Genomic DNA, 13,416 nt, shown 5'->3' on the forward strand with positions numbered 1-13,416 from the left:
TTTGAGCGACGCGGTTAACCAGGATCACCGCGTCGCCTGGATCGCCGGCAAGCCGGCTCCTACACGGGTAGGGGCGCGCAAAGGGGAGATATCTTAAAGCAAAACGGCGGCCCGCAGGCCGCCGTTTCGTGTTGTACATCGCGTTTATGCGACTGCGGCCGGCTCCGGCTCGCCGGCCGGTTTCGGCAGCGACGAGACGAAGGCCATGATCAGCGCCGCCAGGTACGGCAGCGACTGTACCAGCAACATCACCACCCAGAAGCGCATGTCGTTGCTCGGCAAGCCCTGCACCAGGAAGATCCCCAGCGCCGCGGCCCACAACAGCAGCATGATGAACATCTCTTCCCGGGCCTCCGAAATCGCCACCCAGAAGCCGTGGTTGTCGGCGTTTTTCGGTGTGCGGAAGAACGGGATGCTGCTGGTGAAGAAACCGTACAGCACCGCCTTGGCGATGGTGTGGGACAAGGCCAGCCCAGCCAGTGCCGCGGCGAAGGCATCCTTCATGTTCACCCCGACCGCGCGACGGTAGAGGAACAGGATCTTGCCGACCTTGAACACGAACAGCGCCAAGGGCGGGATTGCGAAGATCAACAGCGGCGGATCGACCCGTTGCGGCACGATGATCATCGCCGCCGACCAGAGCAGGGCACCAACGGTGAAGAAGATGTTCATGCCATCGGCGACCCACGGCAGCCAGCCCGCGAGGAAGTGATAGCGCTGACCACGGGTCAGTTCGGTGTCCTTGCCGCGCAGCAGGCTGGCGGTGTGCCGCTTGATGATCTGGATCGCGCCGTAGGCCCAGCGGAAACGCTGTTTCTTGAAGTCGATAAAGGTATCGGGCATCAGGCCCTTGCCGTAACTGTTGTGGTGATAAGCCGCCGACAGACCTTTTTCGAAGACCCGCAGGCCCAGTTCGGCGTCTTCGCAGATGCACCAGTCGGCCCAGCCCAGTTCTTCCAGGACCGAACGCCGGGTCATGGTCATGGTGCCGTGCTGGATGATCGCGTCGCGGTCGTTGCGGGTGACCATGCCGATATGGAAGAAACCCTTGTATTCCGAGTAGCAGAGCTTCTTGAAGGTGCTTTCGTTCTGGTCGCGGTAGTCCTGTGGCGACTGCACGATGGCGATCTTCGGATCGGCGAAGTGCGGCACCATGTGCTTGAGCCAGTTGCGATCGACGCAGTAGTCCGAGTCGATCACCGCGATGACTTCGGCGTCCTTGGCGGTGTGCGGGATCAGGTAGTTCAGTGCCCCGCCCTTGAAACCGGCCAGTGGCGCGACGTGGAAGAAGCGGAAGCGCGGACCGAGGGTTTCGCAGTAGGCCTGCACCGGTTCCCAGACCGCCGGGTCCTTGGTGTTGTTGTCGATGATCAGGACTTCGTAGTCCGGGTAATCGAGGGCCGCGAGGGCGTCGAGGGTCTGTTTGACCATCTCTGGCGGCTCGTTGTAGCACGGCACGTGGATCGAGACCTTCGGCCGGTAGTCCGAGTCGCCTTCCACCGGCAGGAATTCACGCCGGCGCTTGTGGGTCCAGACCGCCTCGGCCAGTTCGTGGGCCTCGGTCAGCAGGACGATAAACACGCCCAAGGCACCGATGGCCAGCAGGAAACCCACCGTCAGGCTGAACCAGGTGCTGTATTGCTGGCTGTAGTCGTAGCCGATCCACACCAGCACCGAACCGCAGAGGAACGCGGTAAAGGTCAGGAAGGTCCGCCCGCGCTGGCGCAGGGCCGAGCCGTCGATCATCAGCAGGGTCAGCGAGAGCAGCGCCAGGACCACCGAACCGATGGCCAGTACGCGCCATTGCGGGATTGCCACCACCGGGCCTTCGAAGTTGAACTTCTGCTGGCGCGCGGCGTTGAACACGCCCCAGTAGGCGCCCACGGAACCCTCGTCGCTGGCTTTCCACGGCTGGTCGAAGGCTTCGATCACGAAGTAGTTGAAGCCCTGGCGGTTAAGCTTGTTGACCAGGGTGCGCAGGTAAATGGCCTGGTCGGCCTGGGTTGCATCGGCACCGCCCCGCATGCGGCCATTGCTCGGCCAGCCGACTTCCGAGAGCAGCAGGGGTTTTTTCGGGAACATGCGCTTGAGTTCGCGGGCGCGGTCCAGCACGTACTGGCCGGCCTTGTCCATCGGGATAGATTCCCAATAGGGCAGGATGTGCGCGGCGATCAGGTCGACGTGCTTGACCAGTTCCGGGTTGCGTTCCCAGATATGCCACTGTTCCGAGGTGGTCACCGGCACCTTGACGGCGGCGCGCACGCGGTCGAGCAGCACGGCCAGTTCCTTGGCGGTGATTTCCTTGCGGAAGATCGCCTCGTTACCGACCACCACGCGCACGACACTGCGGCTGGTGTTGGCCAGTTCAATGGCGCGGGTGATTTCGCGCTCGTTGCGTTCCTGGTCCGGGCTGATCCAGATCCCCAGGGTGACCCGCAGGCCGAACTCTTCGGCGAGCTTGGGAATATCCTGGAGGGTGCCGTCGACCGAGTAGATACGGATGTTATCCGTCAGCTTACTCATGATCTCCAGGTCGCGACGCATATCATCGTCGGTCGGATACTGCTCTTTCTGTGGGAATTGTCCCTGCTGGAAAGGCGAGTAGGAGAAGCCGGCGATCTGCTCGGGCCAGTCAGGCGCCGAAACCGGGCGGTTGATCAGCGCCCAGAAACCGGTGAATAGTGCGGCAATTGCCAGCACCACGACCAGGTTGAGTCCAAATTTACGCGATGACATAGGTATTTCGGGTTCCGAAAAGGGCTAGAACAGGGAACAGAGCGGCGCGCATCCTACACTTGCTATCCGTCGACCGTACAGTACCGTGGAGTGTGCGCGGACATTGGGCAATAACGCATGACTTAAGTTCTTTCCGGATTCTTTGTAGCTCTATTCTCGTCAAAGCGTTGTGATTTAACGCTCGTCGGCAGCCATTCATAGGCTAAAGCTGCCCTCGGCCCGCGCCCGGCCCTATAATGCGCGCCGGTTTTTGGGGTAATGGTCATGAGTGCAGAAGATCCGCGGTTTGCCGGCGTCGCCCGGTTGTATGGCATTGAAGGCCTGGAACGGCTGAAGGCCGCCCATGTGGCGATCGTCGGCGTCGGCGGTGTCGGTTCCTGGGCGGCCGAAGCCATTGCCCGTTGCGGTGTCGGCGAGATCTCGCTGTTCGACCTGGATGATGTCTGCGTCAGCAACAGCAACCGTCAGTTGCATGCCCTGGACAGCACCGTGGGTCGGGCCAAGGTCGAGGTGATGGCCGAGCGCCTGAAGGGCATCAACCCGGACTGTCGAGTTCACGCGGTGACCGATTTCGTCACCCGCGAGACCATGGCCGAATACATCACCCCGGATATCGACTGCGTGATCGACTGCATCGACAGCGTCAATGCCAAGGCGGCGCTGATCGCCTGGTGCAAGCGGCGCAAGATCCAGATCATCACCACGGGCGGTGCCGGTGGGCAGATCGATCCGACGTTGATCCAGGTGTGCGATCTGAACCGTACCTTCAATGATCCCCTGGCCTCGAAAGTGCGTTCGACCCTGCGTCGTGACTACGGTTTTTCCCGCACGGTGACCCGCCATTACAGCGTGCCGTGTGTGTTTTCCACCGAGCAACTGCGTTATCCCAAGCCGGATGGCAGCATCTGCCTGCAGAAGAGTTTTGTCGGCGATGGGGTGAAACTGGACTGCGCCGGTGGTTTCGGCGCGGTGATGATGGTCACGGCGACCTTCGGCATGGTCGCGGCGACCAAGGCGGTGGACAAGATCGTCGCCGGTATGCGCCGTCCGGCGGATCGGCTCAAGCCGCAATAAGGAAGGTCGTCTGGGTATTTGTGTCGTTCCCGGAACTGATGGGCGACGTCGTACTGTGTAGGCGCAAGCTTGCTCGCGATCGGCTGCGCAGCAGTCGTAAAACCTCAGAACGCAGTTTTTCTGACACGCCGAGTCAAGCGAATTGCGGCCGCTACGCGCCCGATCGCGAGCAAGCTTGCTCCTACAGGTTTGTGGGGTTTTCAGGATTGGGTTAATTCACGCATCCGCTGCAGCACGGCATTCAGGCCGTTGCTGCGCGACGGCGACAATTGCCGGGACAGGCCAAGCTGGTTGAACCAGTCCGGCAGGTCGACCTGCTGCAACTCGCCGGCGCTCAGACCATTGACCCGCACCAGCAACAGCGCTACCAGCCCGCGAATCATTCGCGCATCGCTGCTCGCGGCAAACTGCCACTGACCGTCTTGCAAGTGCCCGGTCAACCACACCTGGCTTTCGCAACCGTGCACGCGGTTGGCCTCGGTCTTGTCGGCGTCGCTCAAGGGCGGCAAGCGCTCGCCCCATTGCATCAGCAGACGCGCCCGTTGTTCCCAGCCCGCCAGATGCCGGAAGTTTTCCAGCACCAGCAGCGCCTCATCGGGCAAGCTCATCGCAACAACTCCAGCGCCTGATCCAGCGCCTCGAAAAAACGCTCCAGATCTTCCGAGTCGTTGTACAACCCCAGCGATACGCGGATCGCGCCCGCCAGCCCAAGCTGTTTCATCAGTGGCATCGCGCAATGATGTCCGGCGCGCACGGCAATCCCCTGTTCGGTCAGCAGGTGCGCCAGATCGGCGTTGTGCACACCGTCGACGACGAAACTGGCCAGCGCCAACTGCGGCTCGCCCAGCAGACGGATGCCCTTGCGAACTTTCAAACCTTGCAACAGGTGGGCATGCAGCGCCGCTTCATGGGCCGAGACGGCCGTCTGGTCGAGGCCGGCCAAATAGTCGAGGGTCGCGCCGAGGCCGATGACGCTGGCAATCGCTGGTGTTCCGGCTTCGAAGCCCAATGGGGCAGGGCGGAAGCTGGCCTGTTGATAGTCCGCGTCCAGCACCATCTCGCCGCCGAATTGCCAGTGGCGCAGCTGGCTCAGGGCTTCGTGTCGGCCATAGAGCACGCCGACGCCATCCGGGCCGTAGAGCTTGTGACTGGAAAATACATAAAAATCGCAGCCCAGTGCCTGGACGTCGTGACGACCGTGGACCACGCCCTGGGCGCCGTCGACCACGCTCAGCGCGTTGAACGAGCGGGCCAGTGCCAGCAACGGCGCCAACGGTTGCCAGGCGCCGAGCACATTGGACAACTGGCTGACCGCCAGCAGACGGGTCCGCGGGCCGATCAACGGGCGGGCGGCCTCCAGGTCGATCAGGCCGCTGTCGCTGATCGGCAGGACCACCAGTCGCAGTCCCCGGCGCTGGGCCAGTTGCTGCCAGGGCAGCAGATTGGCGTGATGCTCCAGGGCGCTGATAACGATCTCGTCGCCGGGTTGGAAAAGCGCTTCCAGGCCGTAGGCCAGGAGATTCAGCGCCGAGGTGGCGCCGTGGGTGAAGACGATCTGTCCGCTATTGCCGACGTTGAGCCACTGGCCCGTCTTGCTCCGACTGTCCTCGAAGGCCTGGGTGGCGTGGGCGCCGGGCAGGTGTTGGGCACGGTGCACATTGGCCGCACCGTTGCTGTAATAGTGCGCCAGGGCATCGATCAATGCCTGGGGCTTCTGGGTGGTGGCGGCGCTGTCCAGGTAGACCTGGTCTTGCCGTTGCAGGGCGGCGATGGCCGGGAAATCGGCGCGCCAGGGGGAAGGTATCAACATGGTGTTCGGCCCTGGTTAGCATGGGCGGGGTACGCAAAACCTGTAGGTATCGGTCTGGTTCGCGAAGTTCTTTTGCGACCTTGAGGGCCTCTTCGCGGGCAAGCTCCGCTCCCACAGTTCGGCGCCGGGCACAATCTTTGTGCATGGCACAAATCTCTTGTGGGAGCGGAGCTTGCCCGCGAAGGCGGCCTTACAGACGCCATCGCCAGCAAGCCGGCTCCTACAATTGATCCTGTCGCACGGCCTACAGCAATCCTGCTTAGTTATGCGCGTGCAGGGCTTCGTTCAGTGCAATGGCCGACTTATGGCTCTTGCATTCCACCGCACCGGTTTCCGAGTTGCGACGGAACAGCAGGTCCGGCAGGCCGGCCAGGTCGCGGGCCTTGAGCACCTTGACCAACTGGTTGTTTTCGTCGAGCAGCGCGACCTTGGTCCCGGCAGTCACGTACAGGCCCGATTCCACGGTATTGCGGTCGCCCAACGGAATGCCGATACCGGCGTTGGCACCGATCAGGCAACCTTCGCCGACCTTGATGACGATATTGCCGCCACCGGACAGGGTGCCCATGGTCGAGCAACCGCCGCCCAGGTCCGAACCCTTGCCGACAAAGACACCCGCCGAAACGCGGCCTTCGATCATGCCCGGGCCTTCGGTGCCAGCGTTGAAGTTGACGAAGCCTTCGTGCATCACGGTGGTGCCTTCGCCGATGTAGGCGCCCAGGCGGATCCGCGCGCTGTCAGCGATACGCACGCCGCTCGGGACCACGTAGTCGGTCATTTTCGGGAACTTGTCCACCGAGAACACTTCCAGCAGCTCGCCACGCAGGCGCGCTTCCAGTTGATGCGCGGCCAGTTCCGACAGGTCGATGGCGCCCTGGCTGGTCCAGGCCACGTTCGGCAGCAGCGGGAACACGCCCGCCAGGCTCAGGCCGTGGGGCTTGACCAGGCGGTGGGAGAGCAGGTGCAGCTTGAGGTAGGCCTCGGGGGTGGAAGTCAGCTGGGCATCTTCAGCCAGCAGGGTCGCGACCAACGGCTTGTGGCTTTCGGCCAGACGGGTCAGCAGGGCAGCCTGGGCGGCGTCGACACTTTTCAGGGCCTCGGCCAGTTGCGAGGCCTGGGCGGTGCTGAAGGTGATCGCCTGGTTGCCGCCGGTGTAACCGAGGATCGGCGCGATGGCGGCGACCAGCTCGGCCGAAGGCTGAAGCAGGGGTTGGGCGTAGAAAACTTCCAGCCAGGCACCTTGACGATTCTGGGTGCCAACGCCGAAGCCCAGGCTGAACGGAGTAGTGGACATGCAGTTACCTCTTGCAAAATGAGTGGGGGCCTTGAGCGCTCTGGCTCAGTTGAGGGCCGCCGCATAGCTATCTGGCTTGAAGCCAATCAGGGTTCGGTCACCGAGATCAAGCACCGGGCGCTTGATCATCGAGGGTTGTGCCAGCATCAGTTCAATCGCTTTCGCCTGGTCGAGATCGGCTTTACGTTCGTCGTCGAGTTTGCGAAAGGTGGTTCCGGCGCGGTTCAGCACCACTTGCCAGCCGTGCTCGTTGCACCACTGGGTCAGGTGTTCGCGGTCGATACCGGCGGTCTTGTAGTCATGGAACGTGTAGGGCACGGCTTGCTCGTCGAGCCAGGTACGGGCCTTTTTCATGGTGTCGCACGCCTTGATTCCGAAAAGGTGCAACGTTTTGCTCGGAGCAGTCACAGCAATTGCCTCCCCTTTGGAGATGCGAGGGATGAAAGGTTGAAGATTATGCCATGACCGGGCCGCTTAGGCGTCTTAGTCGTGTGCGGTTACATCTTCCCCTGCCGACTGCGACTTTGGTGCAGCGTCCGGGTGGCAGCTTAAGCGGCTAATATGGCACTTCGACGGCAAGCTGTTGCCAGCGATCTGTTTTAAACGATTGGGAATGCTTTTTATGCAGACGGCCTACACCGTCCTGATTTTGCTGATGCTGGTCGGCGTCTCGCGTTTGCTCTGGCGGGTGATTCCGCTGCCGCTGCCCTTGGTGCAGATTGCCGCGGGGGCCTTGCTGGCCTGGCCGACCCTGGGTCTGCATGTGGCGCTGGACCCGGAGCTGTTTCTGTTCCTGTTTCTGCCGCCGTTGCTGTTTTCTGACGGTTGGCGCATGCCCAAGCGCGAGTTGTGGCGCCTGCGCGGGCCGATCCTGACCCTGGCCGTGGGGCTGGTGTTGTTCACGGTGGTCGGCGCTGGCTATTTCATTCACTGGCTGCTGCCGGCCATCCCCTTGCCCGTGGCGTTCGCCTTGGCGGCGGTGTTGTCGCCGACCGACGCGGTGGCGGTGTCCGCCATTGCCCAAAACCGTCTACCGACACCGCTGATGCATATGCTCCAGGGCGAGGCGCTGATGAACGATGCGTCGGGCCTGGTGACCTTCAAGTTCGCCCTGGCGGCGGCCGTGACCGGTGCCTTTTCCCTGGCCAATGCGAGCCTGACCTTTGTTCTGGTGGCGGTCGGTGGCTTGGCCGTCGGCGTGGCGCTGAGCTGGCTGGTGGGGCGCTTTCGGGTCTGGATGATCGCTCGCGGTTGGGACGATCCGGCGACCCACGTGGTGTTCATGTTGCTGTTGCCGTTCGCCGCCTATGTGTTGGCCGAGCGTCTCGAGGTCTCGGGGATTCTGTCGGCGGTGGCGGCGGGGATGATGCAGAGCTGGCTCGACCTGCTGCCGCGCCAGACCAGCACGCGGTTGCTCAACCGCAGTGTCTGGTCGCTGCTGGAGTTCGCCTTCAACGGGCTGATCTTCCTGCTGCTGGGCTTGCAGTTGCCGGACATCGTCAAGGCGGTCGTCAGTCATCAGCCTTCGTTGTGGCCGACCTTGCTCTATCGCTGCCTGGAGGTGCTGGCGATCTTTCTGGCGCTGGTGGCGTTGCGGTTTATCTGGGTGCACAGCATTTGGCGTTTGTCCGAGCTGCTGCGGGGCTGGCGTGGCAAAAGCCCATTGTCGGGCATGGCCAAGGGGCGTTCCTGCTGGTTGCTGACGGTGGGCGGCGTGCGCGGGGCGGTGACGCTGGCGGGCGTGATGTCGGTGCCGCTGCTGATTGCGCCTGGGGTGGATTTTCCCGAGCGTGATTTGCTGATTTTCATTGCCGCGGGGGTGATTCTGTTGTCTTTGGCGGCCGCCAGCATTGCCTTGCCGCTGCTGTTGCGCGACTTGCCGAAGAGTCAGGATGACAAACATCGCGGCGAAGTGCGCGAAGCCTGGAAGAAAACCGCCGAAGCGGCGATCCATGCGCTGGAGACCGAGGAACTGGCTGCGCCGCAGGACATGACTCAGGACGCTACTCAGGATGCGACCCAGGCAGCGTTGGCGACCGAGTTGAAAGCGCAGTTGATGGCCGAATACCGGCATCAGTTGGAGGTGTTCAACGACTCCGCCGAAGCTCAGGCGTTGGCATTCCAGATGGACCAGTTGGACCGCCGCTTGCGGCTGAGGGCACTGCGGGCGCAGCGCCTGGAGTTGTACCGGCTCAGTCGCCAGCATCAGATCGGCGACGATGTGTTGCGCGAGGTGCTGGCGGAGCTGGATCTGAGCGAGGCGAACCTCGGCTCGGTGAAATAGCCCGGGGTGTCACGGTGCCGTGGGAGCGGAGCTTGTCGGGATGTCCTTAGCGGCATCGCGGGCCTCTTCGCGGGCAAGCTCCGCTCCCACAAGGGCCCAACGGCTTCATCGCCGGCAAGCCTGCTGCTACAGGTTATTTGCGGCGCTGGATGAACGCGCGAATCCGCTCGGCGGCTTCGACGCATTCGGCCAGTGGCGCAACCAGGGCCATGCGCACGCGACCAGCCCCCGGATTGACGCCGTCGACTTCGCGGGACAGATAGGAGCCCGGCACCACGGTCACATGCTCCTCGGCAAACAGATCGCGGCAGAACGCCGCATCATCGCCCTGCACATTCGGCCACAGGTAGAAGCTGCCATCCGGCCGCCGCACATCCAGCACCGGCGCCAGGATCTCCAGCACCGCATCAAACTTCTCCCGGTACAGCGCACGATTGGCCCGCACATGCACTTCGTCGTTCCAGGCCGCCACGCTGGCCAGTTGCGTTTGCACCGGCATCGCGCAGCCGTGGTAGGTGCGATACAGCAGGAAGGCTTTGAGAATATCCGCGTCACCGGCGACAAAACCCGAACGCAGCCCCGGCAGGTTGGAGCGCTTGGACAGGCTGTGGAACACCACGCAACGCTTGAAGTCCTTGCGGCCCAGCGCCACGCAGGCGCTGAGCAGGCCCGGCGGCGGGGTCTGCTCATCGAAGTAGAGCTCGCTGTAGCACTCATCGGCGGCGATCACGAAGTCGTGCTCGTCGGCCAGAGCGATCAGCTTTTTCAAGGTCTCCAGCGGAATCAGCGCACCGGTCGGGTTGCCTGGCGAGCACAGGAAGAGGATCTGGCAACGCTGCCAGATCTCCGTCGGCACGGCCTCGAAGTCCGGGTTGAAGCCGTTCTCGTCCAGGCAGGGCAGATAGTGCGGCTTGGCCCCGGCGAGGAACGCCGCGCCTTCGTAGATCTGATAGAACGGGTTGGGGCTGACCACCAGGGCGTCGTCGCCACGGTTGACCACGGTCTGGGTAAAGGCGAACAGTGCCTCGCGGGTGCCGTTGACCGGCAGCACGTTGCGCGCCGGGTCGATCCAGCCGCTCGGCACGCCGAAACGCCGCTCGCACCAGCCGGCGATGGCTTCACGCAGGGCCGGCACCCCGAGGGTGGTCGGGTACACGGCCATCTGTTCCAGGTTGGCGCTCAGGGCCTCGGCGACAAATGCTGGCGAGCGGTGCTTCGGTTCGCCGATGGACAGGGCGATCGGCCGCTTGTCCGCGTTCGGCGTCACGCTGCCAAGCAGGGCGCGGAGTTTCTCGAACGGGTAGGGCTGCAACTGGTTCAGGGCGTTGTTCATGGACAGTCTCGTTCAATTCAGTTGTAGGCATGCGGCCTGCCGGGCGCGGCAGATCAAGTGTGGCAGCGGGCTTGCCGGCGATGACGGTGTGTCAGTCGCCGGCGATGTGTTTGGACTGACGCATCGCGGGCAAGCCCGCTCCCACAGGAAAGCATTTATTCAGATACTCAGGCGCATCGTTTCAGGGGGCGGTTCGGCGTTGACGCTCAGTTGTTCGACGATGGCGTCCTGCAATCGGCTGCACAGCTGCGGGTCGGACAGCGGTTGGTTGTCGGCGTCGGTGATGAAGAACACGTCTTCGACCCGCTCGCCGAGGGTGGCGATCTTGGCGTTCTGCAGCGACAGGTCGAACTCCAGGAAGATCTTGCCGATCCGCGCCAGCAGCCCGGGGCGGTCCGGCGCACTCAGCTCCAGCACCGTGACCGGGCGCTGGGCGTCGTTGTGGATGGTGACCTGGGGCGCAAAGGCGAAGTGCTTGAGCTGGCGCGGGACCCGGCGCTGGATAATGGTTGGGTAGTCGTCCGGGTTGCGCAGGGCCTCGGTCAGGCCGTCGCGGATCTGCTTGATGCGCTTCGGGTTGTCGCCGATGGAGCCGCCGTCGTTGTCCAGCACGATGTAGGTATCGAGGGTGAATTGGCTGCTGGAGGTGATGACCCGGGCGTCATGGATGTTCAGATTGAGCTGGTCCATCGCGGCCACGGTCACGGCGAAGAAGTCGTGCTGGTCCGGGGCGTAGATAAAGATCTGCGTGCCGCCTTCGAATTCGCGCTGGGTGGTTTCCTTGATCAGTACCAGCGGGCCGCCATCGGCCGGCTGCTGCAGGATCGCGTCGCTGTGCCAGGCGACATCGCCGGCGGTGTGACGCAGGAAGTAGTCATCGCCCAGTTGCGACCAGAGCTGTTCGACATCGTCCGGGTCGGTGCCGGCACGCACCAGGATATCCAGGGCGGCGCTCTGGGTCTGGCGAATCTGCTCTTCGCGGTCCACCGGGTTTTCCAGACCGCGGCGCAGGGCGCGCTTGGTCTCGGTGTAGAGCTGGCGCAACAGGCTGGCGCGCCAGGAGTTCCACAGGCTCGGGTTGGTCGCGTTGATGTCGGCGACGGTCAGGACATAAAGGTAGTCCAGGTAGACGTGGTCGCCGACGATCTGCGCGAAGTCATGGATGACCTGCGGGTCGGAGAGGTCCTTGCGCTGGGCGGTGGTGGACATCATCAGGTGGTTCTGCACCAGCCAGACGATCAGGCGGCTGTCCCACTGCGGCAGTTGGTGACGCGCGCAGAAGGCCGCGGCATCCACAGCGCCGAGTTCCGAATGGTCGCCGTGCCGGCCCTTGCCGATATCGTGGTAGAGCCCGGCCATGTAGATCAGCTCGGGCTTGGGCAGCTTGGCCATGAGCTTGGCGGCCAGCGGGAATTTCTCCGAGACCTGGGTGTACTGCAGTTTGCGCAGGTGCTTGATCAGGTTCAGGGTGTGTGCGTCGACCGTATAGATATGGAACAGGTCGTGTTGCATCTGCCCGACGATATCGCCGAACTCCGGCAGGTAGCGCCCGAGGAGGCCGTAGCGGTTCATCCGGCGCAGGTTGCGGTGGATGCCGATCTTGCACTTGAACAGCTCGATAAACAGGCTGGTGTTGCGGATATCGTTGCGGAAGTCGTCGTCGATCAGGTGGCGGTTTTCCCGCAGCAGACGGATGGTGTCGGCGCGCACCCCCTTGATTTCCGGCTGCTGGGCCATCAGCACGAAGATTTCCAGCATGGCGAACGGCGTGCGGCGGAAGACGTTCGGGTTGCACGCCTCGATGTAGCCGTCGTGCAACTGGAAGCGCGAGTTCAACGGCTGCGGCGGCGTTTCGTCTTCCGGGGCGAGGATGATTTCCTCGAAGTGCTGGATGATCAGGTCGCTGAGCTGGGCAATGCTCATGACCACCCGGTAGTACTGCTGCATGAAGTTTTCGATGGCCTGTTTCGCATCGTCACCCTTGAAGCCCAGCAGCCCGGCGATGCTGCGCTGGTGGTCGAACAGCAGGCGGTCCTCGGCGCGACCGGCGAGCATGTGCAGGGCGTAGCGGACTTTCCAGAGGAACTCCTGGGACGAGGCCAGCACGGCGTTTTCGCTTTCCACCAGGAAACCTTCGCCGGCCAGGGCTCGCAGGTTCAGGGTGCCGTACTGGCGGCGGGCGACCCAGAGGATCGTCTGGATATCCCGCAGGCCGCCGGGCGAGCCCTTGACGTTGGGTTCCAGGTTGTATTCGGTGTCGTTGTACTTGTGGTGGCGGGCCTTCTGTTCGGCGCGCTTGGCCAGGAAGAAGTCCTTGCTCGGCCACATGTGTGCCGTGCTGGTGACGTCGAGCATGCGCTGGCGCAGGCGCTCGGGGCCGGCGACGGTGCGGCTTTCCATCAGGTTGGTGATGACCGTCAGGTCGGCTCGGGCTTCCTCGGCGCATTCGTCAATCGAGCGCACGCTCTGGCCGACTTCCAGGCCGATGTCCCAGAGCAAGGTCAGGAAACGCTCGATGGAGTCGCGAAAGATCTCGTGGTCGGCGTCGTCGAGCAGGATCAGCAGATCGATGTCCGAGTAGGGGTGCAGTTCGCCACGACCGTAGCCGCCGACCGCCACCAGGGCGATGTCGGCGTCTTCGCTCCAACAGAACTGGTCCCAGGCCTGTTGCAGGATGTTATCGACGAACCAGGCGCGGTCTTCGATCAGCCGGCGGATATCGCGCCCGATACGAAAGCGTTCGTCGAGCACCTCGTGGGCATGGCGGATGGCCTTCTTGAAGGCAGCGATGGGGCTGGCCTTCAGTGCCAGTTCCGCCTGGAACTGGCCGCGGTCGAAGAGTTCGGGGTCCACCTGCGGCATCGATTGGCTTTCCTTGGGTTCTA

9 protein-coding genes are annotated in these 13,416 nt (G+C 63.2%); 2 read left to right on the forward strand and 7 right to left on the reverse strand.

Annotation, left to right across the window (positions count from 1 at the left end):
* Positions 1–144 precede the first annotated feature (144 nt).
* Complete coding sequence (locus tag AC07T0_RS00665) at positions 145–2,736, reverse strand: glycosyltransferase (RefSeq protein ID WP_494999389.1); 2,592 nt, start codon at positions 2,734–2,736, stop codon at positions 145–147.
* A 264-nt stretch (positions 2,737–3,000) separates the two neighbouring features.
* Between AC07T0_RS00665 and tcdA the strand changes: the two genes are divergently transcribed.
* Positions 3,001–3,810: a tRNA cyclic N6-threonylcarbamoyladenosine(37) synthase TcdA gene (gene tcdA / locus AC07T0_RS00670; protein WP_494999390.1), complete on the forward strand. Its 810-nt coding sequence runs from the start codon at positions 3,001–3,003 to the stop codon at positions 3,808–3,810.
* Positions 3,811–4,010: 200 nt separating this feature from the next.
* Here the strand turns inward: tcdA and AC07T0_RS00675 are convergent, their stop codons facing one another.
* From AC07T0_RS00675 to AC07T0_RS00690, 4 genes are all read right to left on the reverse strand, one after another.
* Positions 4,011–4,418 carry a SufE family protein gene (locus tag AC07T0_RS00675; protein ID WP_494999391.1) on the reverse strand — a complete coding sequence of 136 codons (408 nt, stop codon included), beginning with the start codon at positions 4,416–4,418 and terminating at the stop codon, positions 4,011–4,013.
* Entirely contained in the window at positions 4,415–5,620 is a 1,206-nt protein-coding gene (locus AC07T0_RS00680) for an aminotransferase class V-fold PLP-dependent enzyme (RefSeq protein ID WP_494999392.1), read from the reverse strand. Before AC07T0_RS00680 ends, AC07T0_RS00675 begins: the two co-directional genes overlap by 4 nt.
* Before the next feature lie 259 nt (positions 5,621–5,879).
* Positions 5,880–6,914, reverse strand: coding sequence for a 2,3,4,5-tetrahydropyridine-2,6-dicarboxylate N-succinyltransferase (dapD, locus tag AC07T0_RS00685; protein ID WP_494999393.1), 1,035 nt, complete (start codon positions 6,912–6,914; stop codon positions 5,880–5,882).
* A gap of 45 nt (positions 6,915–6,959) precedes the next feature.
* Positions 6,960–7,268 (reverse strand): arsenate reductase, encoded by a 309-nt coding sequence (locus AC07T0_RS00690; RefSeq protein WP_494999394.1) that lies wholly within the window; start codon positions 7,266–7,268, stop codon positions 6,960–6,962.
* 268 nt (positions 7,269–7,536) lie between these two features.
* Between AC07T0_RS00690 and AC07T0_RS00695 the strand changes: the two genes are divergently transcribed.
* Positions 7,537–9,198, forward strand: a complete 1,662-nt coding sequence (locus tag AC07T0_RS00695; RefSeq protein WP_494999395.1) for a Na+/H+ antiporter — start codon at positions 7,537–7,539, stop codon at positions 9,196–9,198.
* 133 nt (positions 9,199–9,331) lie between these two features.
* On the opposite strand, the gene dapC is transcribed toward AC07T0_RS00695, so the two are convergent.
* Positions 9,332–10,531 (reverse strand): succinyldiaminopimelate transaminase, encoded by a 1,200-nt coding sequence (gene dapC, locus AC07T0_RS00700; RefSeq protein WP_494999396.1) that lies wholly within the window; start codon positions 10,529–10,531, stop codon positions 9,332–9,334.
* A 159-nt stretch (positions 10,532–10,690) separates the two neighbouring features.
* A complete protein-coding gene (locus AC07T0_RS00705; protein ID WP_494999397.1) occupies positions 10,691–13,393 on the reverse strand; it encodes a [protein-PII] uridylyltransferase in 2,703 nt (900 codons plus the stop codon).
* Between the last annotated feature and the right edge of the window lie 23 nt (positions 13,394–13,416).

The organism is Pseudomonas sp. GW821-FHT04D07, assembly GCF_059420225.1.

What these genes read in the sequence shown, in the direction of transcription:
- AC07T0_RS00675 (WP_494999391.1), bottom strand. Translation starts at nt 4,418, where the DNA reads ATGAGCTTGCCCGATGAGGCGCTGCTGGTGCTGGAAAACTTCCGGCAT.
- dapC (WP_494999396.1), bottom strand. Translation starts at nt 10,531, where the DNA reads ATGAACAACGCCCTGAACCAGTTGCAGCCCTACCCGTTCGAGAAACTC.
- tcdA (WP_494999390.1), top strand. Translation starts at nt 3,001, where the DNA reads ATGAGTGCAGAAGATCCGCGGTTTGCCGGCGTCGCCCGGTTGTATGGC.
- AC07T0_RS00665 (WP_494999389.1), bottom strand. Translation starts at nt 2,736, where the DNA reads ATGTCATCGCGTAAATTTGGACTCAACCTGGTCGTGGTGCTGGCAATT.
- AC07T0_RS00705 (WP_494999397.1), bottom strand. Translation starts at nt 13,393, where the DNA reads ATGCCGCAGGTGGACCCCGAACTCTTCGACCGCGGCCAGTTCCAGGCG.
- dapD (WP_494999393.1), bottom strand. Translation starts at nt 6,914, where the DNA reads ATGTCCACTACTCCGTTCAGCCTGGGCTTCGGCGTTGGCACCCAGAAT.
- AC07T0_RS00680 (WP_494999392.1), bottom strand. Translation starts at nt 5,620, where the DNA reads ATGTTGATACCTTCCCCCTGGCGCGCCGATTTCCCGGCCATCGCCGCC.
- AC07T0_RS00695 (WP_494999395.1), top strand. Translation starts at nt 7,537, where the DNA reads ATGCAGACGGCCTACACCGTCCTGATTTTGCTGATGCTGGTCGGCGTC.
- AC07T0_RS00690 (WP_494999394.1), bottom strand. Translation starts at nt 7,268, where the DNA reads ATGAAAAAGGCCCGTACCTGGCTCGACGAGCAAGCCGTGCCCTACACG.